At 68.0% G+C, this 20,836-nt stretch carries 19 protein-coding genes and 1 pseudogene; 13 read left to right on the top strand and 7 right to left on the bottom strand.

Annotated elements, in window-relative coordinates:
* Nucleotides 1-49: 49 nt before the first annotated feature.
* The 4 genes from C1707_RS18595 (at nucleotide 50) to eno (ending at nucleotide 4,579) form a co-directional block, all read left to right on the top strand.
* Nucleotides 50-1,702, top strand: coding sequence for a CTP synthase (locus C1707_RS18595; RefSeq protein ID WP_101715444.1), 1,653 nt, complete (start codon nucleotides 50-52; stop codon nucleotides 1,700-1,702).
* 116 nt (nucleotides 1,703-1,818) lie between these two features.
* Nucleotides 1,819-2,001 (top strand): 50S ribosomal protein L32, encoded by a 183-nt coding sequence (gene rpmF / locus C1707_RS18590; RefSeq protein ID WP_007671126.1) that lies wholly within the window; start codon nucleotides 1,819-1,821, stop codon nucleotides 1,999-2,001.
* Nucleotides 2,002-2,222: 221 nt separating this feature from the next.
* Nucleotides 2,223-3,203 carry a retroviral-like aspartic protease family protein gene (locus C1707_RS18585; protein ID WP_101715445.1) on the top strand — a complete coding sequence of 327 codons (981 nt, stop codon included), beginning with the start codon at nucleotides 2,223-2,225 and terminating at the stop codon, nucleotides 3,201-3,203.
* A gap of 95 nt (nucleotides 3,204-3,298) precedes the next feature.
* Nucleotides 3,299-4,579, top strand: coding sequence for a phosphopyruvate hydratase (gene eno / locus C1707_RS18580; protein WP_101715446.1), 1,281 nt, complete (start codon nucleotides 3,299-3,301; stop codon nucleotides 4,577-4,579).
* A 68-nt stretch (nucleotides 4,580-4,647) separates the two neighbouring features.
* Here the strand turns inward: eno and C1707_RS18575 are convergent, their stop codons facing one another.
* Nucleotides 4,648-5,538, bottom strand: a complete 891-nt coding sequence (locus tag C1707_RS18575) for an alpha/beta hydrolase (RefSeq protein WP_101715447.1) — start codon at nucleotides 5,536-5,538, stop codon at nucleotides 4,648-4,650.
* A 24-nt stretch (nucleotides 5,539-5,562) separates the two neighbouring features.
* Complete coding sequence (locus C1707_RS18570; protein WP_123170776.1) at nucleotides 5,563-6,036, bottom strand: hypothetical protein; 474 nt, start codon at nucleotides 6,034-6,036, stop codon at nucleotides 5,563-5,565.
* 503 nt (nucleotides 6,037-6,539) lie between these two features.
* Here C1707_RS18570 and C1707_RS18565 point away from each other — a divergent pair.
* From C1707_RS18565 to C1707_RS18535, 7 genes and pseudogenes are all read left to right on the top strand, one after another.
* Nucleotides 6,540-6,836, top strand: a complete 297-nt coding sequence (locus tag C1707_RS18565) for an FtsB family cell division protein (protein WP_101715449.1) — start codon at nucleotides 6,540-6,542, stop codon at nucleotides 6,834-6,836.
* A gap of 175 nt (nucleotides 6,837-7,011) precedes the next feature.
* On the top strand, nucleotides 7,012-8,043 hold the full coding sequence (gene pdhA, locus C1707_RS18560) for a pyruvate dehydrogenase (acetyl-transferring) E1 component subunit alpha (RefSeq protein WP_101715450.1): 1,032 nt from the start codon (nucleotides 7,012-7,014) through the stop codon (nucleotides 8,041-8,043).
* Complete coding sequence (locus C1707_RS18555) at nucleotides 8,040-9,395, top strand: pyruvate dehydrogenase complex E1 component subunit beta (RefSeq protein ID WP_101715451.1); 1,356 nt, start codon at nucleotides 8,040-8,042, stop codon at nucleotides 9,393-9,395. Before pdhA ends, C1707_RS18555 begins: the two co-directional genes overlap by 4 nt.
* 147 nt (nucleotides 9,396-9,542) lie before the next feature.
* Nucleotides 9,543-10,841, top strand: coding sequence for a pyruvate dehydrogenase complex dihydrolipoamide acetyltransferase (locus tag C1707_RS18550; protein ID WP_101715452.1), 1,299 nt, complete (start codon nucleotides 9,543-9,545; stop codon nucleotides 10,839-10,841).
* A gap of 123 nt (nucleotides 10,842-10,964) precedes the next feature.
* Nucleotides 10,965-11,441 (top strand): glutathione peroxidase, encoded by a 477-nt coding sequence (locus C1707_RS18545; RefSeq protein ID WP_101715453.1) that lies wholly within the window; start codon nucleotides 10,965-10,967, stop codon nucleotides 11,439-11,441.
* Nucleotides 11,442-11,518: 77 nt separating this feature from the next.
* Nucleotides 11,519-12,919, top strand: coding sequence for a dihydrolipoyl dehydrogenase (gene lpdA, locus C1707_RS18540; protein WP_101715454.1), 1,401 nt, complete (start codon nucleotides 11,519-11,521; stop codon nucleotides 12,917-12,919).
* Nucleotides 12,920-13,050: 131 nt separating this feature from the next.
* Nucleotides 13,051-14,448: pseudogene (locus tag C1707_RS18535) on the top strand (OprO/OprP family phosphate-selective porin); the annotation flags it as partial.
* A 37-nt stretch (nucleotides 14,449-14,485) separates the two neighbouring features.
* On the opposite strand, the gene C1707_RS18530 reads toward C1707_RS18535, so the two are convergent.
* The 3 genes from C1707_RS18530 to C1707_RS18520 all read right to left on the bottom strand — a co-directional run bounded on the left by C1707_RS18530 (nucleotide 14,486) and on the right by C1707_RS18520 (nucleotide 17,708).
* Nucleotides 14,486-14,881: a DoxX family protein gene (locus C1707_RS18530; RefSeq protein ID WP_101715456.1), complete on the bottom strand. Its 396-nt coding sequence runs from the start codon at nucleotides 14,879-14,881 to the stop codon at nucleotides 14,486-14,488.
* A 95-nt stretch (nucleotides 14,882-14,976) separates the two neighbouring features.
* Nucleotides 14,977-16,521 carry an AMP-binding protein gene (locus C1707_RS18525; protein WP_101715457.1) on the bottom strand — a complete coding sequence of 515 codons (1,545 nt, stop codon included), beginning with the start codon at nucleotides 16,519-16,521 and terminating at the stop codon, nucleotides 14,977-14,979.
* Nucleotides 16,522-16,664: 143 nt separating this feature from the next.
* Nucleotides 16,665-17,708, bottom strand: coding sequence for an alpha/beta fold hydrolase (locus tag C1707_RS18520; RefSeq protein WP_101715458.1), 1,044 nt, complete (start codon nucleotides 17,706-17,708; stop codon nucleotides 16,665-16,667).
* Nucleotides 17,709-17,791: 83 nt separating this feature from the next.
* On the opposite strand from C1707_RS18520, the gene lipA reads away from it, so the two are divergent.
* Nucleotides 17,792-18,769 carry a lipoyl synthase gene (gene lipA / locus C1707_RS18515; protein ID WP_101715459.1) on the top strand — a complete coding sequence of 326 codons (978 nt, stop codon included), beginning with the start codon at nucleotides 17,792-17,794 and terminating at the stop codon, nucleotides 18,767-18,769.
* A gap of 4 nt (nucleotides 18,770-18,773) precedes the next feature.
* Complete coding sequence (locus C1707_RS18510; protein WP_101715460.1) at nucleotides 18,774-19,226, top strand: type II toxin-antitoxin system RatA family toxin; 453 nt, start codon at nucleotides 18,774-18,776, stop codon at nucleotides 19,224-19,226.
* Here the strand turns inward: C1707_RS18510 and C1707_RS18505 are convergent.
* A complete protein-coding gene (locus tag C1707_RS18505) occupies nucleotides 19,223-20,338 on the bottom strand; it encodes an FUSC family protein (RefSeq protein ID WP_101715461.1) in 1,116 nt (371 codons plus the stop codon). The two genes, C1707_RS18510 and C1707_RS18505, sit on opposite strands and share 4 nt — an antisense overlap.
* Nucleotides 20,338-20,832, bottom strand: coding sequence for a CinA family protein (locus tag C1707_RS18500; RefSeq protein WP_101715462.1), 495 nt, complete (start codon nucleotides 20,830-20,832; stop codon nucleotides 20,338-20,340). Before C1707_RS18500 ends, C1707_RS18505 begins: the two co-directional genes overlap by 1 nt.
* Nucleotides 20,833-20,836 lie beyond the last annotated feature (4 nt).

Here is a 20,836-nt window from a genome sequence, read left to right as displayed (position 1 = left end):
CGTCGGTCTTTTCGCCGCGATCGCCGAATCGCGGGTAATCTGAGCGCCCATGACGCGGTACATTTTCATCACCGGCGGCGTGGTTTCCTCCCTTGGAAAAGGCCTCGCCTCCGCAGCGCTGGGCGCTCTCCTGCAGGCTCGTGGCTACACGGTTCGCCTGCGTAAGCTCGACCCCTATCTCAACGTCGATCCGGGCACCATGAGCCCGTATCAGCACGGCGAGGTGTTCGTCACCGACGACGGGGCCGAGACCGACCTGGACCTGGGGCACTACGAGCGCTTCACCGGCGTGTCGGCCAAGAAGGCCGACAACATCACCACCGGCCAGATCTACAAGACGATCATCGAGAAGGAGCGCCGCGGCGACTATCTGGGCGCGACCGTCCAGGTGATCCCGCACGTCACCAACGAGATCAAGGACTTCGTCCTCTCGCCCGCCATGGACGAGACGGGCCAGAAGCCGGTCGACTTCGTGCTGGTCGAGATCGGCGGCACCGTCGGCGACATCGAGGGCCTGCCGTTCTTCGAGGCCATCCGCCAGCTGCGCCAGGACTTGCCGCGCGGCCAGAGCTGCTACGTGCACCTCACCTTGCTGCCGTTCATCAAGACGGCCGGCGAGATGAAGACCAAGCCGACCCAGCACTCGGTCAAGGAGCTGCGCTCCATCGGCATCCAGCCGGACATCCTGCTCTGCCGTTGCGAGCAGGAGATTCCGGTCGAGGAAAAACGCAAGATCGCCCAGTTCTGCAACGTGCGCCCGAGCGCCGTGATCCAGGCGATGGACAGTTCCTCGATCTACGCCGTGCCGATCGACTATCACAAGGAAGGCCTCGACGCCGAAGTGCTCGACGTCTTCGGCATGAGCGACGCGCCCAAGCCCGACCTGTCGCGCTGGGAAGCCATCGACAACACCGTCCAGCATCCGGACGGCGAGGTCACGATCGCGGTCGTCGGCAAGTACACCGTGCTGAAGGACGCCTATAAGTCCCTCATCGAGGCCCTGCACCACGGCGGCCTGGCCAACAAGGTCAAGGTCAACCTGGACTGGGTCGAGAGCGAGACCTTCGAGGGCGACGAGGGCGCGGCCGCGGCCCGTCTCGAGAACGCCCACGCCATCATGGTGCCGGGCGGCTTCGGCGAGCGCGGCGCGGAAGGCAAGATCCGGGCGGCCCAGTTCGCGCGCGAGCGCAAGGTGCCGTACTTCGGCATCTGCTTCGGCATGCAGATGGCCGTCATCGAGACCCTGCGCAACGTCGCGGGAATCACCGATGCGTCGTCCAGCGAGTTCGGCCCCACCGACCGTCCGGTCGTCGGCCTGATGACCGAGTGGATCAAGGGCAACGAGATGGTGTCCCGCAAGGCCGGCGACGACCTGGGCGGCACCATGCGCCTGGGCGCCTACGAAGCGGTGCTTCAACCGGGTTCCAAAGTGGCCGAGATCTATGGCGGCGCCGAGATCGTCGAGCGCCACCGCCACCGCTACGAAGTCAACATCGGCTACAGCCACAAGATGGAGGAGGCGGGTCTCAAGCTGACCGGCCGCTCTCCGGACGGCGTGCTGCCCGAGATCGTCGAGCGCGACGATCATCCGTGGTTCATCGGCGTTCAGTTCCACCCGGAACTGAAGAGCCGTCCGTTCGCTCCGCACCCCCTGTTCGCCAGCTTCATCGCGGCGGCCAAGGAGCACGGACGACTGGTCTGAACTGGCGAGTTGCATGTCTGGAGAGATTCAGGCATAAGCGCGCCCTCACGCGGCGGCTAGGGTCGAACCCGAGTCGCCGCTTTCGATTTTCACGCTCAGCGAGCAGAGTCACTCCGATGGCCGTTCCTAAAAGAAAAACTTCGCCTTCTCGCCGGAACATGCGCCGGTCGCACCACGCCCTGGGCGCCAACTCGTTCGTCGAGGACAAGGACTCGGGCGAGCTGCGTCGTCCGCACCACGTCGACCTGAAGACCGGCCTGTACAACGGCAAGCAGATCCTGACCCCGAAGGAAGACTAAGGTCTTTCCTCCGGGCGGGGCCCTCCAAGGGCTCGCCAGGATTTCGCGTCTGACGCTTCGAAAGCGCCGCCCAGCTCGCCTGGGCGGCGCTTTTCGTCGTGTGCGGACCAAAGCGGTGCTACGATGGTGTCCGGGTCGCCATTGGGACGACCCCAAAAAGCCAGGAGCGCGGTCAGCGCCCACAAGGCGCGGCTCAGCTTCGGCGGACTGGGAGGTTCGCCATGTTCACGCGTCGCGCGCTTGCGTCCGGCCTGGGCGCTTCCCTGGCCCTCGGCGCCGCGCCGTTCTCGGCCCACGCCTTCTCGCCCGGCCAGGTTCCCGCGGCCACGCCCGTCGCGCCGCCGCCGACGGCCCCGCTCTACATCATCGACGCGGCCATCGACGATTCCGAGCGGATGACCGTCGAGACCATGATCAACGGGCGCGGGCCTTACCGCTTCGTCGTCGATTCGGGCGCCGACCGTTCCGTCGTCTCCGACACCCTGGCCGCCAGTCTGGCCCTGCCGCGCGGACGGGACGTGATGGTCCACGGCATCGGCGGCTCGGCCGTCACCCCGACCGCCCATATCGACCAGCTGGTTTCCGGCGACGCGCGCCTGGCCGGCGTCGAACTGCCGATCCTGCCGCCCGGCCGCGTCGGCGGCGACGGCCTGCTGGGCGTCGACATCCTGCAGGACCGCTCGGTGGTCATGGACTTCAAGCGCAAGCGCCTCGAGGTCCGCCACAGCACGCCCGAGTACCGTTTCTTCCGCCGCACGCAGGAGGTCCAGGTCGTCGCCGACCAGAAGTTCGGCCGGCTGACCATCGTCAACTGCCGGATCAACAACATCCGCACCCTGGCCTTCATCGACTCGGGCGCCGGCTCGTCGATCGGCAACATGGCCCTGTCGCGCGCCATCCAGGCTCGCCAGCGGAAAGGAGCCGATCCGGCCCTGGCCGTACGACTGCAGGGCGTCGCGGGCGGCGAGACCATCGGCGAGTACCGGATCGTCAAGTCGATGAACATGGGCGAACTGCGGATGACCAACCTGGCCGTGGTCTTCGCCGACCTGCACATCTTCGATCACTGGAAGCTCAACGACAAACCCGCGATCCTTCTGGGCGTCGACGTGCTCAGGCTGTTCGCCCGGGTGGAGCTGGACTTCGGCGCCGAGCAGCTGCTGTTCCGGCTGGGCGCCCAGCAGCCCAGGCTGCAGGCCTGACGCTAGGGGAACTTCGGGCTGGACGAACGTTGGTCGCGGTTGCGGCGACGCGGCGTCGCGGCTAAGGGGAAGCGCCTTTTCTTTCGGGAGCTCCCATGACCGAGATCGTCGACATCATCGCCCGCGAAATCCTCGACAGCCGCGGCAATCCGACGGTCGAGGTCGACGTCGTCCTCGAGGACGGCGCCTTTGGTCGCGCCGCGGTGCCGTCGGGCGCCTCGACCGGCGCCCACGAGGCCGTCGAAAAGCGTGACGGCGACAAGTCGCGCTACCTGGGCAAGGGCGTCCGCCAGGCCGTCGACGCCGTCAACGGCGAGATCTTCGACGCGCTGTCGGGCGTCGACGCCGAAGACCAGCGTCGCATCGACAGCCTGCTGATCGGTCTGGACGGCACGCAGAACAAGTCGCGCCTGGGCGCCAACGCCATCCTCGGCGTGTCGCTGGCCGTGGCCAAGGCCGCCGCCGAGTCGGCCGGCCTGCCGCTGCACCGCTACATCGGCGGCGTGAACGCCCGCATCCTGCCGACCCCGATGATGAACATCATCAACGGCGGCGCCCACGCCGACAATCCGATCGACATCCAGGAATTCATGATCCTGCCGACCGGCGCGGCCAGCTTCTCCGAAGCCGTGCGCATGGGCGCCGAGATCTTCCACGGCCTGAAGAAGGCCCTGAAGGATGCCGGCCACAACACCAACGTCGGCGACGAGGGCGGCTTCGCTCCCAACCTGGCCTCGGCCGAAGCCGCGCTGGACTTCATCGTCAAGGCCGGTGAAGCCGCTGGCTACAAGGCCGGCGACGACTTCCTGCTGGGCCTGGACGTCGCCTCGACCGAGTTCTTCAAGAACGGCAAGTACGAGCTGGAAGGCGAGGGCAAGTCGCTCGACCCGGCCCAGATGGTCGACTACCTGGCCGGCCTGGTTTCCAAGTTCCCGATCGCCTCGATCGAGGACGGCATGGCCGAAGACGACTTCGACGGCTGGAAGCTGCTGACCGACACCCTGGGCAAGAAGGTCCAGCTGGTCGGCGACGACCTGTTCGTCACCAATCCCAAGCGCCTGCAGATCGGCCTCGACCAGGGCCTGGCCAACTCGATCCTGGTGAAGGTCAACCAGATCGGCACGCTGTCGGAAACCATCGACGCGGTCGAACTGGCCCACCGTCACGGCTACACCAGCGTCATGAGCCACCGCTCGGGCGAGACCGAGGACAGCACCATCGCCGACCTGGCCGTGGCCCTGAACTGCGGTCAGATCAAGACCGGCTCGCTGGCCCGTTCGGACCGGCTGGCCAAGTACAACCAGCTCCTGCGCATCGAGCAGCAGCTGGAAGATCAAGGCGTCTACGCCGGCCGCGCCGCCCTCAAGGGCCGCTAAGCGGCTTCCATCCTCGGATGGATGTCAGGAGCGCGCCGGGTTCGCCCGGCGCGCTTTTTCTTTGCGCCTCAGCCGTCCAGGCGGCCTAGCCAGCGCAGGAAGTCCTCGGCCCAGGCGGCTTCGGGCGCCGGCGGCCGCGAGCGCAGGGCGAAGCCGTGACCGCCGGTCGGGAAGATCCGCAGCTCGGCCTGGCCTCCCGCCGCGACGATGTCCTGCGCGGCGTCGCGGCTGTTGCGGGCGTCGACCTTGGGGTCGTCCTCCGCGTGGAACAGAAAGGCCCTGGTCGGCGCGGTGAACCCGTGGAAAGGCGTCGCCCGCTTGGGCGCCTGCGGCCAGCTCAGCCAGGGATAACCCAGGCCGACGAAGTCGGGCAGGGAAGGGCTGGCGTCCAGCGCGTCCGCGTGCGGATAGAGCGCCGCCGCGCCGCGCGAGGCCAGGGCGGCCGCGATCGTGCCGCCGGCCGAGAAGCCCAGGGCGCCGGTCCTCTCGACCCCGGCCTTGGCTCGCAGCAGTCGCAAGGCCCGCTGGGCGTCCTGCAGAGGGGCGTCGGCGCCGGCGGTCCAGCCGTCGCGCGGCAGGCGGTAGAGCAGGACGCCCGCATGGACGCCGTTGGCCGCCAGCCAGCAGGCGACGTCGTGGCCTTCCTTGTCGATCACCACCTTGCTGAAGCCGCCGCCCGGCACGACCAGCACCGCCGCCTTGGCGGGCGCGCCCGAGGTCGGCGGATAGAGCGTCAGGGTCGGACGCGTGACGCCCTCGACGGCGTAGTCGACCCGCCCGTCGGGCCAGTTGTAGGCCACGCGACGCTCGACGGCGGTGACCCGCTCTCCGCCCGGAGCGCCGTTGGGCCACAGGTCGAGAATCTCCGGCCCGGCGTCGGCCCGCGCCGATGCCGGGCCGGCCAGCGCCAGACTTCCGCCGGCGGCCAGCAGACGTCGTCTGTTCCAGTGCGATCGCATCTCGCGCTCTTCCCCACGCTGGAGCTAACGGTCGGTCTTCAGCAGCTGAGCCCGGGCCTTCACGTCGGCCAGGGTGACGTCCTTCTTCATGACCATGTAGCCAGTCACGGCATGCCAGCCGTCCTCGCCGACGCCGCCGGTGTCGCCGTCGGTCACCGAGCCGGTGACGCGGTCTGTGGTCGGCATCACGGGTTTGCCGGGCAGAGCGATCTCGCCCAGCACCAGGTCGTTGGCGTCGTTTGTGCGATTGCGCCAGCCGCAGGTCTCGAACCGAACCAGGCGCTCCGGCGCGAAGGCCTGGGTGAGAAGCATCAGCTTCATCGTGCCCGAAGCGGCGATCTCGGCCTGCTGCATGGCCTTCACCTCCAGGCGCGAGACGGCCCGGCCGTAGGTCACCCAGCGATCCTCGCCTTCCCACAGCGTGCGGAAGATCGAGGCGTTCATCGGAATCAGCAGCCCGCCGCCGAAGTCGAGCTTCGGCGGGTCTCCCTTGATCATGTTTGGACCGCCTCGGCGGCCTTTGACGATCCCGTCCTCGCTACGCTGGCGCGCGGCGGCGGAAGAGGCGAGGGCGGCGCCCGTCAACCCGACCAGGATCTGTCGTCGAAGCATGTATTCCTCCCCCGAGGCGCGCCGTTATTCGGCATGCGAAGATTGCATGTCGCGTTGCGATCAACCCTTGCGGATCATTTCATGACCTCGACAGCGGCGATTCTGAGGCGCGGGCGCCCGCAAAACAGGCTTGGCCGGTCTTCGATCAAAAAAGTTGGACCACATTTTTTCTATAAGCGTGGCCACACTTAGAAAAACGGAGGTTTTGAATGCTCTCGCGGGTGCGAAGGAAATGCCGCGATGCGGTATCTCGATGCCCTTGAAACGGTCTCACTTGAAAGTATTTTCGCAGCCGGTGCCGGGGACTTGCAAGCCCTTTGCGTCGTTGGGGATTTAGACCGTGTTAAGCACGTTCTGGCAGCCTGAAGCTCCCTGTCCGGGATTCGCCGATGTTCGCTCGACTGCAACCCTACCTGCCGACCGCGGCGCTCCTTCTCCTGATCACGTACTTCGTCTTTCACGCTCTGACGGGCGAGAGAGGCCTGCTTTCCTCGTCTCAACGCAACGCGGACTTGGCCGCCAAGACGATGGAACTTAAGAAGATCCGCGCTGAGAGGATGGACCTGGAGGCCCGGGCTCGTCTATTACGCAGCGGCAGCTTGTCGGCCGATCTCCTGGAGGAACGCGCGCGTTCACTCCTTGGATACGCCGATCCCAAGGACTACGTGATCCGCACCAGGCGCTGAGCTGGGGCGGCTCCCGCCGGTCCTAAGCTGCCTTGTAGACCACGCTTCGAGTTGCAGCTCGAGGGGCGGTCTAGGCGTCAACACGAGCGCGTTCCTGCGCCAAAAGCCGCACCGCGGCGGGCAAGGGAAGCCTCTGAGATGAAGGCCGTTATGACGATTGGCCAGGGAGAGTTTAATGGCGCGAACGCGCAAGGGTGAAGCCCCGGCGGAGAAGGCTACCGACACCGGTGTCAATGCCTTCGTCGGCAAGGAAGAGCTTCTCAAATTCTATCAGGACATGCTGCTGATCCGCCGCTTCGAGGAGCGTGCCGGCCAGCTTTACGGCATGGGCCTGATCGGCGGGTTCTGCCACCTCTACATCGGTCAGGAAGCCATCGCGGTCGGCATGCAGTCGATCTCGCACAAGGGCGACCAGATCATCACCGGTTACCGTGACCACGGCCACATGCTGGCCGCCGGCATGGACCCCAAGGAAGTCATGGCCGAGCTCACCGGTCGCGCTGGCGGTTCGTCGCGCGGCAAGGGCGGCTCGATGCACATGTTCGACATCGCCACCGGCTTCTACGGCGGCCACGGCATCGTCGGCGCCCAGGTGGCGCTCGGCACCGGCCTGGCGCTGGCCAATCACTACAAGGGCAACGGCAACGTCTCGTACGCCTATTTCGGCGACGGCGCTGCCAACCAGGGCCAGGTCTACGAGAGCTTCAACATGGCCCAGCTGTGGAAGCTGCCGGTCGTGTACGTGATCGAGAACAACCAGTACGCCATGGGCACCAGCGTCGAGCGTTCGGCGTCGGAAACCGCCTTCCACAAGCGCGGCGTCTCGTTCCGGATCCCGGGCGAGGAAGTCGACGGCATGGACGTGGTGGCCGTGCGTGAAGCCGGCGCCCGCGCCAGCGAGCACGCCCGCAGCGGCCAGGGTCCCTACATCCTCGAGATGAAGACCTACCGCTATCGCGGCCACTCGATGTCCGACCCGGCCAAGTACCGCACCAAGGAAGAAGTCGACGAGGTCAAGACGACCCGCGATCCGATCGACCACATCAAGGAACGCCTGGCCGCGGCCGGCGTCACCGAGGACGATCTGAAGACGGTCGACGCCGAAGTGAAGCGTATCGTGGCCGAAGCGGCCGAATTCGCCCGCACCAGCCCCGAGCCGGATCCCTCCGAACTCTACACCGACGTATACCTGGAGGCCGCCGAGTGACGGACATCCTGATGCCCGCGCTTTCCCCCACCATGGAGGAAGGCACCCTGGCCAAGTGGCTGGTCAAGGAAGGCGACACCATCAAGGCCGGCGACGTGATCGCCGAAATCGAGACCGACAAGGCGACGATGGAAGTCGAAGCCGTCGACGAGGGCGTGATCGAGGCCATCCTCGTCGCCGCCGGCTCGGAGAACGTCAAGGTCAACACGATCATCGCCAAGCTGGCCGGTGAAGACGGCGCCTCGGCGTCGGCTCCGGCCGCCGCTCCGGTCGTCGCCGAAGCCGCTCCGGCGGCCCCGGTCGCCGCGGCTCCGGCTCCGATCGCCGCCGCCTCGAACTTCGCGGACCCGGAGCTGCCGGAAGGCACGCCGACCAAGAAGATCACCGTCCGTGACGCCCTGCGCGACGCCATGGCCGAAGAGATGCGTCGCGACGACCGCGTGTTCCTGATGGGCGAGGAAGTCGCCCAGTACCAGGGCGCCTACAAGGTCAGCCGCGAGCTCCTGCAGGAGTTCGGCGACAAGCGCGTCATCGACACCCCGATCACCGAGCACGGCTTCGCCGGCATGGGCGTCGGCGCGGCGATGGCCGGCCTGAAGCCGATCGTCGAGTTCATGACCTGGAACTTCGCCATGCAGGCGATCGACCACATCATCAACTCGGCCGCCAAGACACTCTACATGTCGGGCGGCCAGATCAAGTCGTCGATCGTGTTCCGCGGTCCGAACGGCGCGGCTTCGCGCGTCGGCGCACAGCACAGCCAGGACTACGCGGCCTGGTACGGCAACATCCCAGGCCTGAAGGTCATCGCGCCGTACGACGCGGCCGACGCCAAGGGCCTGCTGAAGGCCGCCATCCGCGACCCGAACCCGATCGTCTTCCTCGAGCACGAGATGATGTACGGGCACGAGTTCGACATCCCGGACGTCGAGGACTACGTCGTGCCGATCGGCAAGGCCAAGGTTCGCCGTCAGGGCACGGACGTGACCCTGGTCGCCTACAGCCGCATGGTGGGCTTCGCCCTGCAGGCCGCCGAGGCGCTGGCCGCCGAAGGCATCTCGGCCGAGGTCGTCGACCTGCGGACCATCCGCCCGATGGACCACGCCACGATCCTGGAAAGCGTCAAGAAGACCAACCGGCTGGTCACGGTCGAGGAAGGCTGGGGCCCGATGGGCATCGGTTCCGAGATCGTCGCCCGCATCACGGAGTTCGGCTTCGACTACCTGGACGCCCCGCCGCTGCGGGTGCACCAGGAAGACGTGCCGCTGCCCTATGCGGCCAACCTGGAAGCCCTGTCGCTGCCGTCGGTCGACAAGATCGTCAAGGCGGCCAAGGCGGTCTGCTACCGCTAAGACCGGCGCGGCCCCCGCTCCCGATGGGCGGGGGCCGCATCGTCTTGGCCAACGAATTCTTCCCGCCCCCAGGGCGGGGTATCGTGGACGGCGGCCCCGGCGCCAAGGCGCCCGACACCGTCCCGTACGATTGAGGAAAAAGCTCAAATGTCGATCGACATCCTGATGCCCGCCCTGTCGCCCACCATGGAAGAGGGCACCCTCGCCAAGTGGCACGTCAAGGTTGGCGACACCGTCAAGGCCGGCGACGTCATCGCCGAGATCGAGACCGACAAGGCCACCATGGAAGTCGAAGCCGTCGATGAGGGCGTGATCGAAGCCATCCTGGTCGACGCCGGCACCGAGAACGTCAAGGTCAACGCGCTGATCGCCAAGCTGGCGGGCGAGGGCGAGAGCCCCGCGCCGGCTCCGGTCGCCGCGCCCGCCGCCGCTGTCGCCGAGGCCCCCAAGGCCGCCGCTCCGTCGCCCGCCGCCGCTGCTGCCGCCGCCCCGGCCCCGGCTGCTCCGGTCGCCGCCGACGGTTCGCGCGTCTTCGCCTCGCCGCTGGCCCGCCGCCTGGCTTCGGCCGCCAATCTCGACCTGAAGTCCATCAAGGGCTCGGGCCCGCACGGTCGCGTCGTCAAGTCGGACGTGGAAGCGGCCAAGAGCGGCGGCGCCCCGGCCGCCAAGGCCGCGCCGGCTCCGGCCGCCGCTGCTTCGGCTCCCGCCGCCGAGCCGCGCAAGGTGCAGTCGCTGGAGCAGATGGGCATCCCCGCCGGCTCCTACGACCTCGTGCCGCTGGACGGCATGCGCAAGACCATCGCGCGCCGCCTGACGGAAAGCTTCCGCGACGTTCCGCACTTCCCGCTGACGATCGACATCGAACTCGACGGCCTGCTGGCCGCCCGCGCCAAGATCAACAGCCTGCTGGAAGGCCAGGGCGTGAAGGTGTCGGTCAACGACATCGTCATCAAGGCCGCCGCCGTGGCGCTGAAGCGCGTGCCTGAGGCCAACGCCTCCTACACGCCCGAAGGCATCGCCATGCACAAGCACGCCGACATCGCCGTGGCCGTGGCCATCGACGGCGGCCTGATCACCCCGATCATCCGCGCCGCCGAGACCAAGGGCCTGGCCCAGATCTCGGCCGAGATGAAGGACCTGGCCGCCCGCGCCAAGGCCAAGAAGCTGAAGCCCGAGGAATTCCAGGGCGGCACCTTCTCGGTCAGCAACCTCGGCATGTTCGGCATCAAGGCGTTCTCGTCGATCATCAACGAGCCGCAGGGCGCGATCATGAGCGTCGGCGCCGGCGAGCAGCGTCCGGTGGTCAAGAACGGCCAGCTGGCCGTGGCCACGGTCATGACCGTGACCCTGACCTGCGATCACCGCGTGGTCGACGGCGCGGTCGGCGCCAAGTTCCTGGCGGCCTTCAAGCCGCTGATCGAGGAGCCGCTGACCCTGATCGTCTAAGGGCCGCCTCTATCCCGGGATCCTCGCCCTGCGGCCAAACCGCGGGCGGGGATTTCGAAAGCGGTTCGGCAAGGCCCCATCCTGGATCTTTCAGGACGGGGACGGCCCCGAGGAGAACAAGCGATGTCGGTCTACGATTTCTCGGCCAAGACGCTGCAAGGCAAGGACGTCAGCCTGGCTGACTATCGCGGCCAGGTGCTGCTGATCGTCAACACGGCCAGCAAGTGCGGCCTGACCCCGCAGTACGAAGGTCTGGAGGCGCTCTACAAGGCGCACAAGGAACGGGGCCTGACCATCCTGGGCTTCCCCTGCAACCAGTTCGGCGCACAGGAGCCGGGGACGGCGGAAGAGATCGGCGGGTTCTGCTCGCTGACCTACGACGTGACCTTTCCGATGATGGCCAAGATCGACGTCAACGGCCCCACGGCCCATCCGCTCTACGCCTATCTGAAGAAGCAGCAGAAGGGCGTGCTGGGCACCGAGGGGATCAAGTGGAACTTCACCAAGTTCCTGATCGACCGCGACGGCCAGGTCGTCGAGCGTTTCGCCCCGACCACCAAGCCTGAGGACCTCCAGGCGGCCGTCGAGGCGCTGTTATAGAATTTCCCAGGCCGGCTCGCGCCGGTCGTTCGACGCCGCCGCTCCCCCGGCGCGCGTCCAAGCTAGGGTAAGACACTATGTCCACGGAATTCGATGTCGTCGTCATCGGCGCCGGTCCGGGCGGCTACGTCGCCGCCATCCGCGCCAGCCAGCTGGGCCTGAAGACGGCGATCGTCGAGCGTGAGAACCTGGGCGGCATCTGCCTGAACTGGGGCTGCATCCCCACCAAGGCGCTGCTGAAGTCCGGCGAGATCTTCGAACAGCTGTCGCACCTCGACAGCTACGGTCTGGCCGTCGAGAAGCCCTCGTTCGACTTCGCCAAGATCATCGAGCGCTCGCGCGGCGTCGCCAAGACCATGTCGGGCGGCATCGCCTTCCTGATGAAGAAGCACAAGATCGAGGTCATCGAGGGCGAGGCCAAGCTCGAGAAGGGCAGCCCCGCTCCGAAGGTCGTGATCGCGCTGAAGGCCGGCGGCAGCCGCACTGTCCAGGCCAAGAACGTGATCCTGGCCAGCGGCGCCCGCGCGCGCAACATCCCGGCCATCGGCGCCGTCTCGGACGGCGACAAGGTCTGGACCTACCGCGACGCCCTGGCGCCGAAGTCGATGCCCAAGTCGCTGGTCGTCATCGGCTCGGGCGCGATCGGCATCGAGTTCGCCAGCTTCTACCGCGCCCTCGGCGCCGAAGTGACCGTCGTCGAGGCCGTCGACCGCATCATGCCGGTCGAGGACGCCGAAGTGTCCAAGGCCGCCCAGAAGGCCTTCGAGAAGCGCGGCATCAAGTTCCGCATCGGCGCCAAGGTCACCAAGATCGACAAGACCGCCACGGGCGTGTCGGTCTCGGTCGAGGTCGGCGGCAAGGCCGAGCAACTGACCGCCGAGAAGTGCATCGTCGCCATCGGCATCGTTCCGAACACGGAAGGCGTCGAGTCGGTGGGCCTGACGCTCGACCGCGGCCACGTGGTCACCGACAAGCACTGCAAGACCAACGTGCCCGGCCTCTACGCCATCGGCGACGTCGCCGGCGCTCCCTGGCTCGCCCACAAGGCCAGCCACGAGGGCATCCACGCCGCCGAACACATCGCCGGCTACAAGACCCCGAACGTCCACTCGCCGATCCCGGGCTGCACCTACGCCAACCCGCAGGTCGCCTCGGTGGGCTACACCGAAGCCGCCGCCAAAGCCGCCGGCATCGACGCCAAGGCTGGCCGTTTCCCGTTCAAGGTCAACGGCAAGGCCGTGGCCGCGGGCGAGACCGAAGGCTTCGTGAAGACCGTGTTCGACGGCAAGACCGGCGCTCTGATCGGCGCCCACATGATCGGCCACGAAGTGACCGAGATGATCCAGGGCTTCGTCACCGCCATCACGCTGGAAGCGACCGAAGAAGACCTGCACGGCATCGTCTACGCGCACCCGACCATGTCGGAAGCCATGCACGAAGCCTCGCTCGACGCCTACGGCCGCGTCCTGCACATTTAATCCGTCGTCGAACGATTTTCGCGGCGACTGTCGCGAAACTGTCGTTCAACTGTCGCATTAGGAAGGCCCGTTCGGATCACCCTCCGGACGGGCCTTTTCATGTCCGGAGCAACGCCGTGCGCCGATCCGTCCTGCCCCTGCTCGCCACCAGCGCTCTTGCTCTCGCATCGCCGGCATTCGCACAGGACGCCGGTATCAGCGCCGACGAAGCCGCAGCCATGCGCGCCCAGATCTTGGCCCTCAAGGCCCAGATCCAGTTGATGGAACAGAAGCTGGACGCCGCCACGGGCGCGCCCCAGCGCACCGCCGCCCCGGCTGTTCCGGTCGCGCCGCAGCCCACGACGATGGCCGCGTCAGCGCCGCCAAAATCCTCTTCGACGACCGAAATCGCCTGGAAGGGCTCGCCTCAGTTCACCGCCAGCGGCGGACGCAGCTTCAAGGCCAAGGGCCGCATCCAGACCGACGTCGGCTATGTCGGTCGTCCCGACGGCTCGTCGGACCGAGGCCTGGGCTACGCCGCCGAGATGCGCCGTATCCGCCTTGGCGGGGAGGGCGGTCTGGGCGCCGGCATCGGTTACAAGCTCGAGCTGGAACTGTCCGACAACGGCGTCGACCTGGTCGACACCTTCGTCACCTACAAGACCGGTCCCTGGCAGTTCGCGGTCGGCAATCAGAACCAGTTCCAGTCGCTGGACGAACTGACCGGCGACACCGCCGGCTCGGTCATGGAGCGCGCGGCCTTCACCGACGCCTTCAACTTCGAGCGTCGGCTGGGGATAGCCGCCCAGTACGAAAAGGCCGCCTGGCTGCTGCAGGCCGGCCTGTTCGCCGACGACATCACCGCGCTCTCCAACGACAGCGACGGCGAGACGGGCGGCGACGAGAACAACAGCTACGGCCTCGACGGTCGCGTCGTCTACGCGCCCAAGCTCGGCGGTGCACAGCTGCATTTCGGCGGCTCGGCCCACTGGCGCGACCTCAAGCGCGTCGGCGACGCCGGCACGCGCTATCGCCAGCGTCCGTTCGTGCATACCAGCAACACCCGCCTGATCGGGACCTCGACCCTCGACGTCAGGGACGAGGCCCACTACGGCCTGGAAGCCGCCTTCGTGCGCGGCCGGCTGCACGGCGCGGCCGAGACCCACTGGCTGCGGAGCGATCTCGCCGCCGGTCCCGACGCGGAATTCTTCGGCGGCTATGCCGAGCTCGGCTGGTTCCTGACCGACGACACCCGCGGCTACAAGTCCGGCATCTTCGATCGCGCCAAGCCGAAGACGCCGCTGGGCGGCGGCGGCCTGGGTGCGGTGCAGGTCAACGCCCGCTACGACTATCTCGACCTCAACGACGGCGCGATCGTCGGCGGTCGGCAGGACGCCTGGATCGCCGCTCTGATCTGGCAGCCGGTCGAGTTCCTGCGCTTCAACGTCAACTACGCCTACCTGCTGTACCAGGACGCTGCGCCCCTGGCCGACGGCGACCGCGACTACGGCGTGCACGTGACCGGCGCCCGGATGGAACTGGATTTCTAGTTTAGGGACCTCCCCCAGAGGGGGAGGTTCCTTTGACCTAAGGCCGTTTCCGCACCTGAGCATCCACGCTCCATTCTCCCGGCCCGGCGAACACCAGATAGAGAAAGACGAAGCAGAACAGGATCGCCGCCTCGCCGCCGTTCAGCGCCGGCCAGAAACCCTGGCTGGCGTGGGCGATGAAGTAGGCCACGGCCATCTGGCCCGACAGGACGAAGGCCACCGGGCGGGTGAACAGGCCCAGCACGAGCAGGCCGCCGCCGACCACCTCGAGCCAGGCGGCCGCCAGCAGCATAGGCGGCAGGGGATCGGGCGCGCCGTGTTGAGGAGCAGGAAAGTGGAACAGCTTCATCAGCCCGTGCTCCATGAAGAGCAGGGCGGCGATCACCCGCAACAGGCTCAGCACCCGCGGCGTCCATACGTAAAGTCGTTCCAAGCGCGTCTCCCGTTCGCGGAGATTGATGGTCGGCCGCCGCCTCCAAGGCGACGGCCGTAAGCTCTACTGAAACGCGGCGCTTGGGCGGAAGTTCGTCAGCCGGCGGCTTCCACCATGCGCTGGATGGCGACGTAGTCGGTCTTGCCGCTGCCCAGCACCGGCACCTGGGTGATCTTGAGGATCTTGCGCGGCACCGCCAGTTCCGGCGCGCCGATCGCCTGGGCGTGGGCCACGAGCGGCGCGGCGTCGGCGGACTGGCAGTCGGTGACCAGCACCAGGCGTTCGCCCTTCTTCTTGTCGGGCATCGAGATCACGGCGTGGCGAGCGCTGGGCCACACGGCCACGGCCAGGTCCTCGGCCGCGGTCAGCGACACCATCTCGCCGCCGATCTTGGCGAAGCGCTTCACGCGTCCCTTGATGGTGATCCACTGGTCGTCGGTCATGGTGACCACGTCGCCGGTGTCGTGCCAGCCGCCCTCAGGGGCGTCGACGCCGCCGTCCTCGCGCAGGTAGCCGGCCATGATGTTCGGGCCGCGCACGAAGAAGCGGCCGCCCTCGGGAATGCCTTCGACCGGCTCGATGCGGGTCTCCATGCCCGGCAGCAGGCCGCCCACGGTGCCAGGGCGGTTGTCGGTGGGCTTGTTGACCGCGATGACCGGCGAGGCCTCGGTGGCGCCGTAGCCTTCCAGCACCGGCACGTCGCCGAACCGCTCCTTGATCAGGGCGTGGGTCTCGTCGCGCACCTTTTCGGCGCCGCAGACGATGAACTGCAGGCCGCCCAGCTCGTCGGTCTCGGAGGCGCGGGCGTACTGGTTGACGAAGGTGTCGGTGGCCAGGAGCAGCGAGGCCTTGGCGTCCTTGATCAGCGGCGGGATCTGCTTGGTGTGCAGCGGCGAAGGGTACTCGAACGCCTTCATGCCCTGCAGCAGCGGTAGGATCACGCCGCCGGTCAGGCCGAAGCAATGGAACACCGGCAGCGGGTTGAACATCACCCAGTTCGGATCGAGCGGGATGTGCGCGGCGATCTGGGCGGCGTTGGACACGAGGTTGGCCTGGCTCAGCACCACGCCGCGCGGCGCGCCGAAGCTGCCCGAGGTGAACAGCACCACGCCCTTGTCGGACGGCTTGGCGGGGGCGCGGAACTGGCGCGGGAAGGCCCCGGCGGCGGCGGCGAACAGCTTGTCGGTCAGGCCGATCGTCTTTCGCACGTCCTCCAGGTAGACGACCTTGGCCAGGTCGTCGATCGCGTCGACCACGTCGTGCAGCTTGCCCAGCTCGATGAACTTGTGGGCGGTCAGCACGTGCTTGACGTTGGCCAGCTTCACCGCGGCCTTGATGTTCCGCAGGCCCGCCGTGAAGTTCAGCATGGTCGGCACGCGGCCGAAGGCGTGCAGGGCGAAGAACACCACGACCGCGCCGACGCCCGAAGGCAGCAGCACGCCGACGTGCTCGCCGGGCTTGGTCATCGCCGCGATCTTGCGGCCCAGCGCGAAGCTGGCCCGGATCAGGTCGGTATAGGTCAGCGGGTTGCGGTCCTGGTCCTCCAGGATCGGCTTCTTGGGCCCGAACTTGTCCTTGGCGTCGATAAGGGCGTCGAAGAGCGCCTTCTGGCCGTCTTCCGCTTTGTAAACAACCGGCATGCCGGCGAAACCTCCCACAAAGACGGTAGTTCCGCCCTCGTTCGATTGAGACGGGACCCTAGCGGCCCCGAGGGAGTTTGCAAAGATCGGTCACGTTTCGTGAGCGAACCGCGTTCTCCACGTGGTGCGCCAGCCCTTGCGGCTCAAGGCGTGGCGGGCGCTGGGCGACCCGCCGCCCGGATGGCGCCGAGCACGGCTTCCAGCCAGAGCGTCCGCACCGAATCCCGTTCCAGGTGCAAGGCGTGCCGGCCGCCCGCCAGGCGGACCTGGCGGCAATCGGCCAAGGCCTTGCAGACGCTCTCCTGGGCGAAGGGGGGCGTGACGGCGTCGGCTTCGCCCGCCAGCAGGACGACGGGCGTCTTCACCCGGGAAAGGTCGCGGGCCGTGACGTCCAGCACCTCGTAGAAGGCCGCGTAGAGCCCCAGGCTCGGCGCGCCCATCCGCAGGTCGGGATTGGCCGTCTGCCAGGCGTGATTGACCGCGCCGCGCGTCGCGTCGCCTGTCAGCCCAAGCGCCCTGTCGTCCGGTCCGTCGCGCCGCCAGTCGGTCGCGCCTGGCCAGGCCCGCGACGACAGCCGCAGCCGTCGCGCCCATTGGGCCGCCTCGATCAGCTGACCCTTGGGACGGGGCAGGGCGGACAGCTCGAAGACCGGGGCCGACAGCACCAGCGTGTCGACCATCAGGCCTTCCTCGACGGCCCGCAGCGCCACCAGGCCGCCCTGGCCCTGGCCCAGCACGGTCAGCGGCAGCCGTCCGTCCGGGCGGATCACGACCCTGACCATGGCCTTGGTCGCCGTGACGTCGGGGGCGTAGCTTTCGACATGGCCGCGATCGCGCCTGGCGGTCAGGCGTTCGGAGCCGCCCTGGGCCTGGCGTTCCAGGATCCAGACGACCACGCCCTTGGCGTTGAGGTCGCGCGCCGTCTCGAACCAGGTCTCGGCGCTCTCGCCGTAGTCGGTCAGGATCAGCACCTGGCCGGTCGCCGCCCCGTGCGGGGCCGAGACGCCGTAGCGCTGCACCGCGTCCTCGCCGACCTGGACATAGCCCCAGGCCCAGCCGGCGGGCGGCAGGAAGCGCCGCTCCAGTCCGGGCGGCGCGCGGCTGTCGGCGAACGGCGCGCGCGATCCCTGCTCGCCGCAGGCGAATAGGGGCAGGGCGAGCAGCAGAACGAGAGCGAAGCGACGCATATGCGCCACTCATTTCGCGCCTTTGCGCCGCATGCAAGATCGAGAGCTTGATCCGGAGGCCAAGAAGGCCGATCTAGGCCCACATGGTCACGTTGATCGACACGCTGAAGGCCCGCGGTCCCGAGGAACGCGCCGTCCGCCACCCCGAAAAGCAGAATCGCCCGGACACCCCGGTCCTGCGCAAACCCGATTGGCTGCGCGTTCGCGCCCCGGGCTCGGGCCAGTACAACGAGACCAAGGGCATCGTGCGCGAGCACAAGCTGACCACGGTCTGCGAAGAGGCCGCCTGCCCCAATATCGGCGAGTGCTGGAGCCAGAAGCACGCGACCATGATGATCATGGGCGAGATCTGCACCCGCGCCTGCGCCTTCTGCAACGTCACCACGGGCCTGCCGACTCAGCTCGATCCCGACGAGCCGCGCCGCGTGGCCGAGGCCGTCGCCAAGATGGGCCTCAACCACGTGGTCATCACCTCGGTGGACCGCGACGACCTGATCGACGGCGGCGCGCGCCACTTCGCCGAGGTGGTCACGGCCATCCGCGCGGCGGCGCCCAAGACCACCATCGAGATCCTGACGCCCGACTTCCTGCGCAAGGACCGGGCCGAGAACGTGGTCATCGACGCCCGCCCGGACGTCTTCAACCACAACCTCGAGACCGTGCCGCGGCTCTATCTGAAGATCCGCCCCGGCGCCCGATACTACAACTCCCTGCGCCTGCTCGAGCGGGTCAAAGAGCGCGATCCTTCCCAGTTCACCAAGTCCGGCCTGATGGTCGGCCTGGGCGAAACCAAGGAAGAGGTCATGCAGGTCATGGACGACATGCGCTCGGCCGGCGTCGACTTCATCACCATCGGCCAGTACCTGCAGCCGACCCGCAAGCATGCGGCCATCGACCGGTTCGTGACGCCGGAGGAGTTCAAGGCCTACGAGGCGATCGCCCGAGCCAAGGGCTTCCTGATGGTTTCGTCCAGCCCGCTGACCCGCTCGTCGCACCATGCGGGCGAGGACTTCGCCAAGCTGCAGGCGGCCCGCCGGGCGCTGGACGCCAAAGCCGGCTGATCCCTTGCACCGCCACGTCGTCACCCGGGTGCTGCCCTACGCGCCCGAGCAGCTCTTCGCGCTCGTCGGCGACGTCGAGGCCTATCCTTCCTTCGTGCCGTGGATCACGGGCATGCGGACCTGGAACGCCCACGAGAGCGGCGAGGTCAGCAGCCTCGACGCCGAGGCCCAGGTCGGCTTCTCGTTCCTGCTCGAGAAGTTCGCCACCCGCGTTCGCCGGGATCGCTCGGACCTGAGCGTGACCGTCAGCCTGCTCTACGGCCCGTTCAAGCGGCTGTCGAACCAGTGGCGGTTCTCGGCCCATCCCGACGGGACGGCCATCGAGTTCGTCATCGACTTCGCCTTCAAGTCCAAGGTGCTCGACGCGATGCTGGCCGCCAACATGAACCGGGCGGTCGACAAGCTGATCGCCTGCTTCGAAGCCCGCGCGGCGCAGCTTTACGGAGCCAAGGCCTAATCGCGCTTGCTGGCGGCTTCCTCGACGCGATCGGCGAAGTCTCCGAGGTTGGCGAACAGGTTCTCGACCGCGAACACCAGGCCGAAGGTCCGCGCCGCGTCGTCGAAGGCCAGTTCCCGCGTCGCGCCGACGTCGCGCATGCCCTCGATGGCGTCCTGGAAGGCCTTGTGGCCCTCGGCGAAGGCCAGCCGGTCTGGCTTGGCGCCGCCCGAGAGGCTTTGCGCCGCCGCGCGCAGATAGGCCGACGAGGCCGCCAGCATCGCCGCCGTCGGGGGAGCCAGGTCCGGGGCGGGCAGGGGCTCGCGCAGGGCCCGGCCGATCATCACGCAGTCGTTGCGCAGTCTCCACAACGTGCGGGGCAGGGCGTCCGACACCGAGCGGTCGGAAAGCTTGCTGGCGGTCTCGCGGTCGGCCTCGGTCATCGCCGTCTGCAGCTTGGCCAGGGCCTTGAGCGTGTCGTCGTAGTGGCCGCGGGGATCCAACTCGCTGGGCTTGGCCTCCAGCTTGGCGGCGTAGTGCGACAGCAGGTCGGCCAGCAGGCCAGCCGCCTTCTGGCTGCTCTCCACCACCGATTCGTGCGCCCGGGCCGGGAAGATCAGCAGGGTGGCGGCGACGCCGACCAGGCTGCCGACGGTGATCTCGGCCACCCGCAGGAACGCGGCCGTCAGCGGGTCCATGTGCGTCGTGGTGCCGATCAGCATGATCACCGCCGTCACCGGCGCCACCTTGAACGCCGGCCGCACCGCCGCCAGGAACGCCAGCGAGGCCGCGCAGGCCGCCAGGATCAGGCCGCCCCATTCGGGATGTCGCGTATGCAGCCAGGCCGCGCCGGCCCCGACCGCGGCGCCGACCACCGTGCCCATGAAACGCTCGATCGAGGCGGTGATCGTCGCGCCCAGGCTCGACTGCACGACGATCACCGCCGTGAACACCGCCCAGTAGCCCTGCGGCAGCCGTAGAAGGGTCGCCAGGGCGTAGGCCGCCACGACCGCCGCCGAGACCCGCACGGCGTGCCGCAGTTCGCTCTGGCGCCGCGCGGCCGCGGCCAGGGCCGAGCGCGAGAAGCCCGCGCCGACGAACCGCCGCCAGTCGGAAGGCGCGCTGTCGGGCATCAGTCGGCCACCGCCTCGCGCAGCATCTCCAGCGCCGTGCGGATCGCCGCCAGTTGCACCGCCTCGCGCGGCAGGCCTTCGAAATGTTCGTGCCGATGGGCGACCGAGCGGTTGGCGCGCGCCACGGCGAAGTGGACCGTGCCCACCGGCTTCATCGGCGTGCCGCCGCCGGGGCCGGCGATGCCCGTGATGGCCACGGCCACATGGGCGTTGCTGTTGGCGACGCCGCCCTCGGCCATCATCCGCGCCACCGGCTCGGACACCGCGCCGTTGTCGGCGATCAGGTCGCCCGGCACGCCGACCATCTCGCTCTTGGCGCGGTTGGTGTAGGTGACGAAGCCGCGCTCGAACACGTCGGAAGCGCCGGAGATCGCGCAGATCGAGCCGGCCACGAGGCCGCCAGTGCAGCTTTCCACCGTCGCCAGGCGCAGCTTCTTTTCGCGCGCCTCGTCGATCAGCAGCCGGGCCAGGGTTTCGATCTCGATGGGAAACATGCCG

Origin of the sequence: Caulobacter flavus (assembly GCF_003722335.1) — a bacterium.
Lineage (GTDB): Bacteria > Pseudomonadota > Alphaproteobacteria > Caulobacterales > Caulobacteraceae > Caulobacter > Caulobacter flavus.
This window is presented reverse-complemented; position numbering and strand designations above follow the sequence as displayed.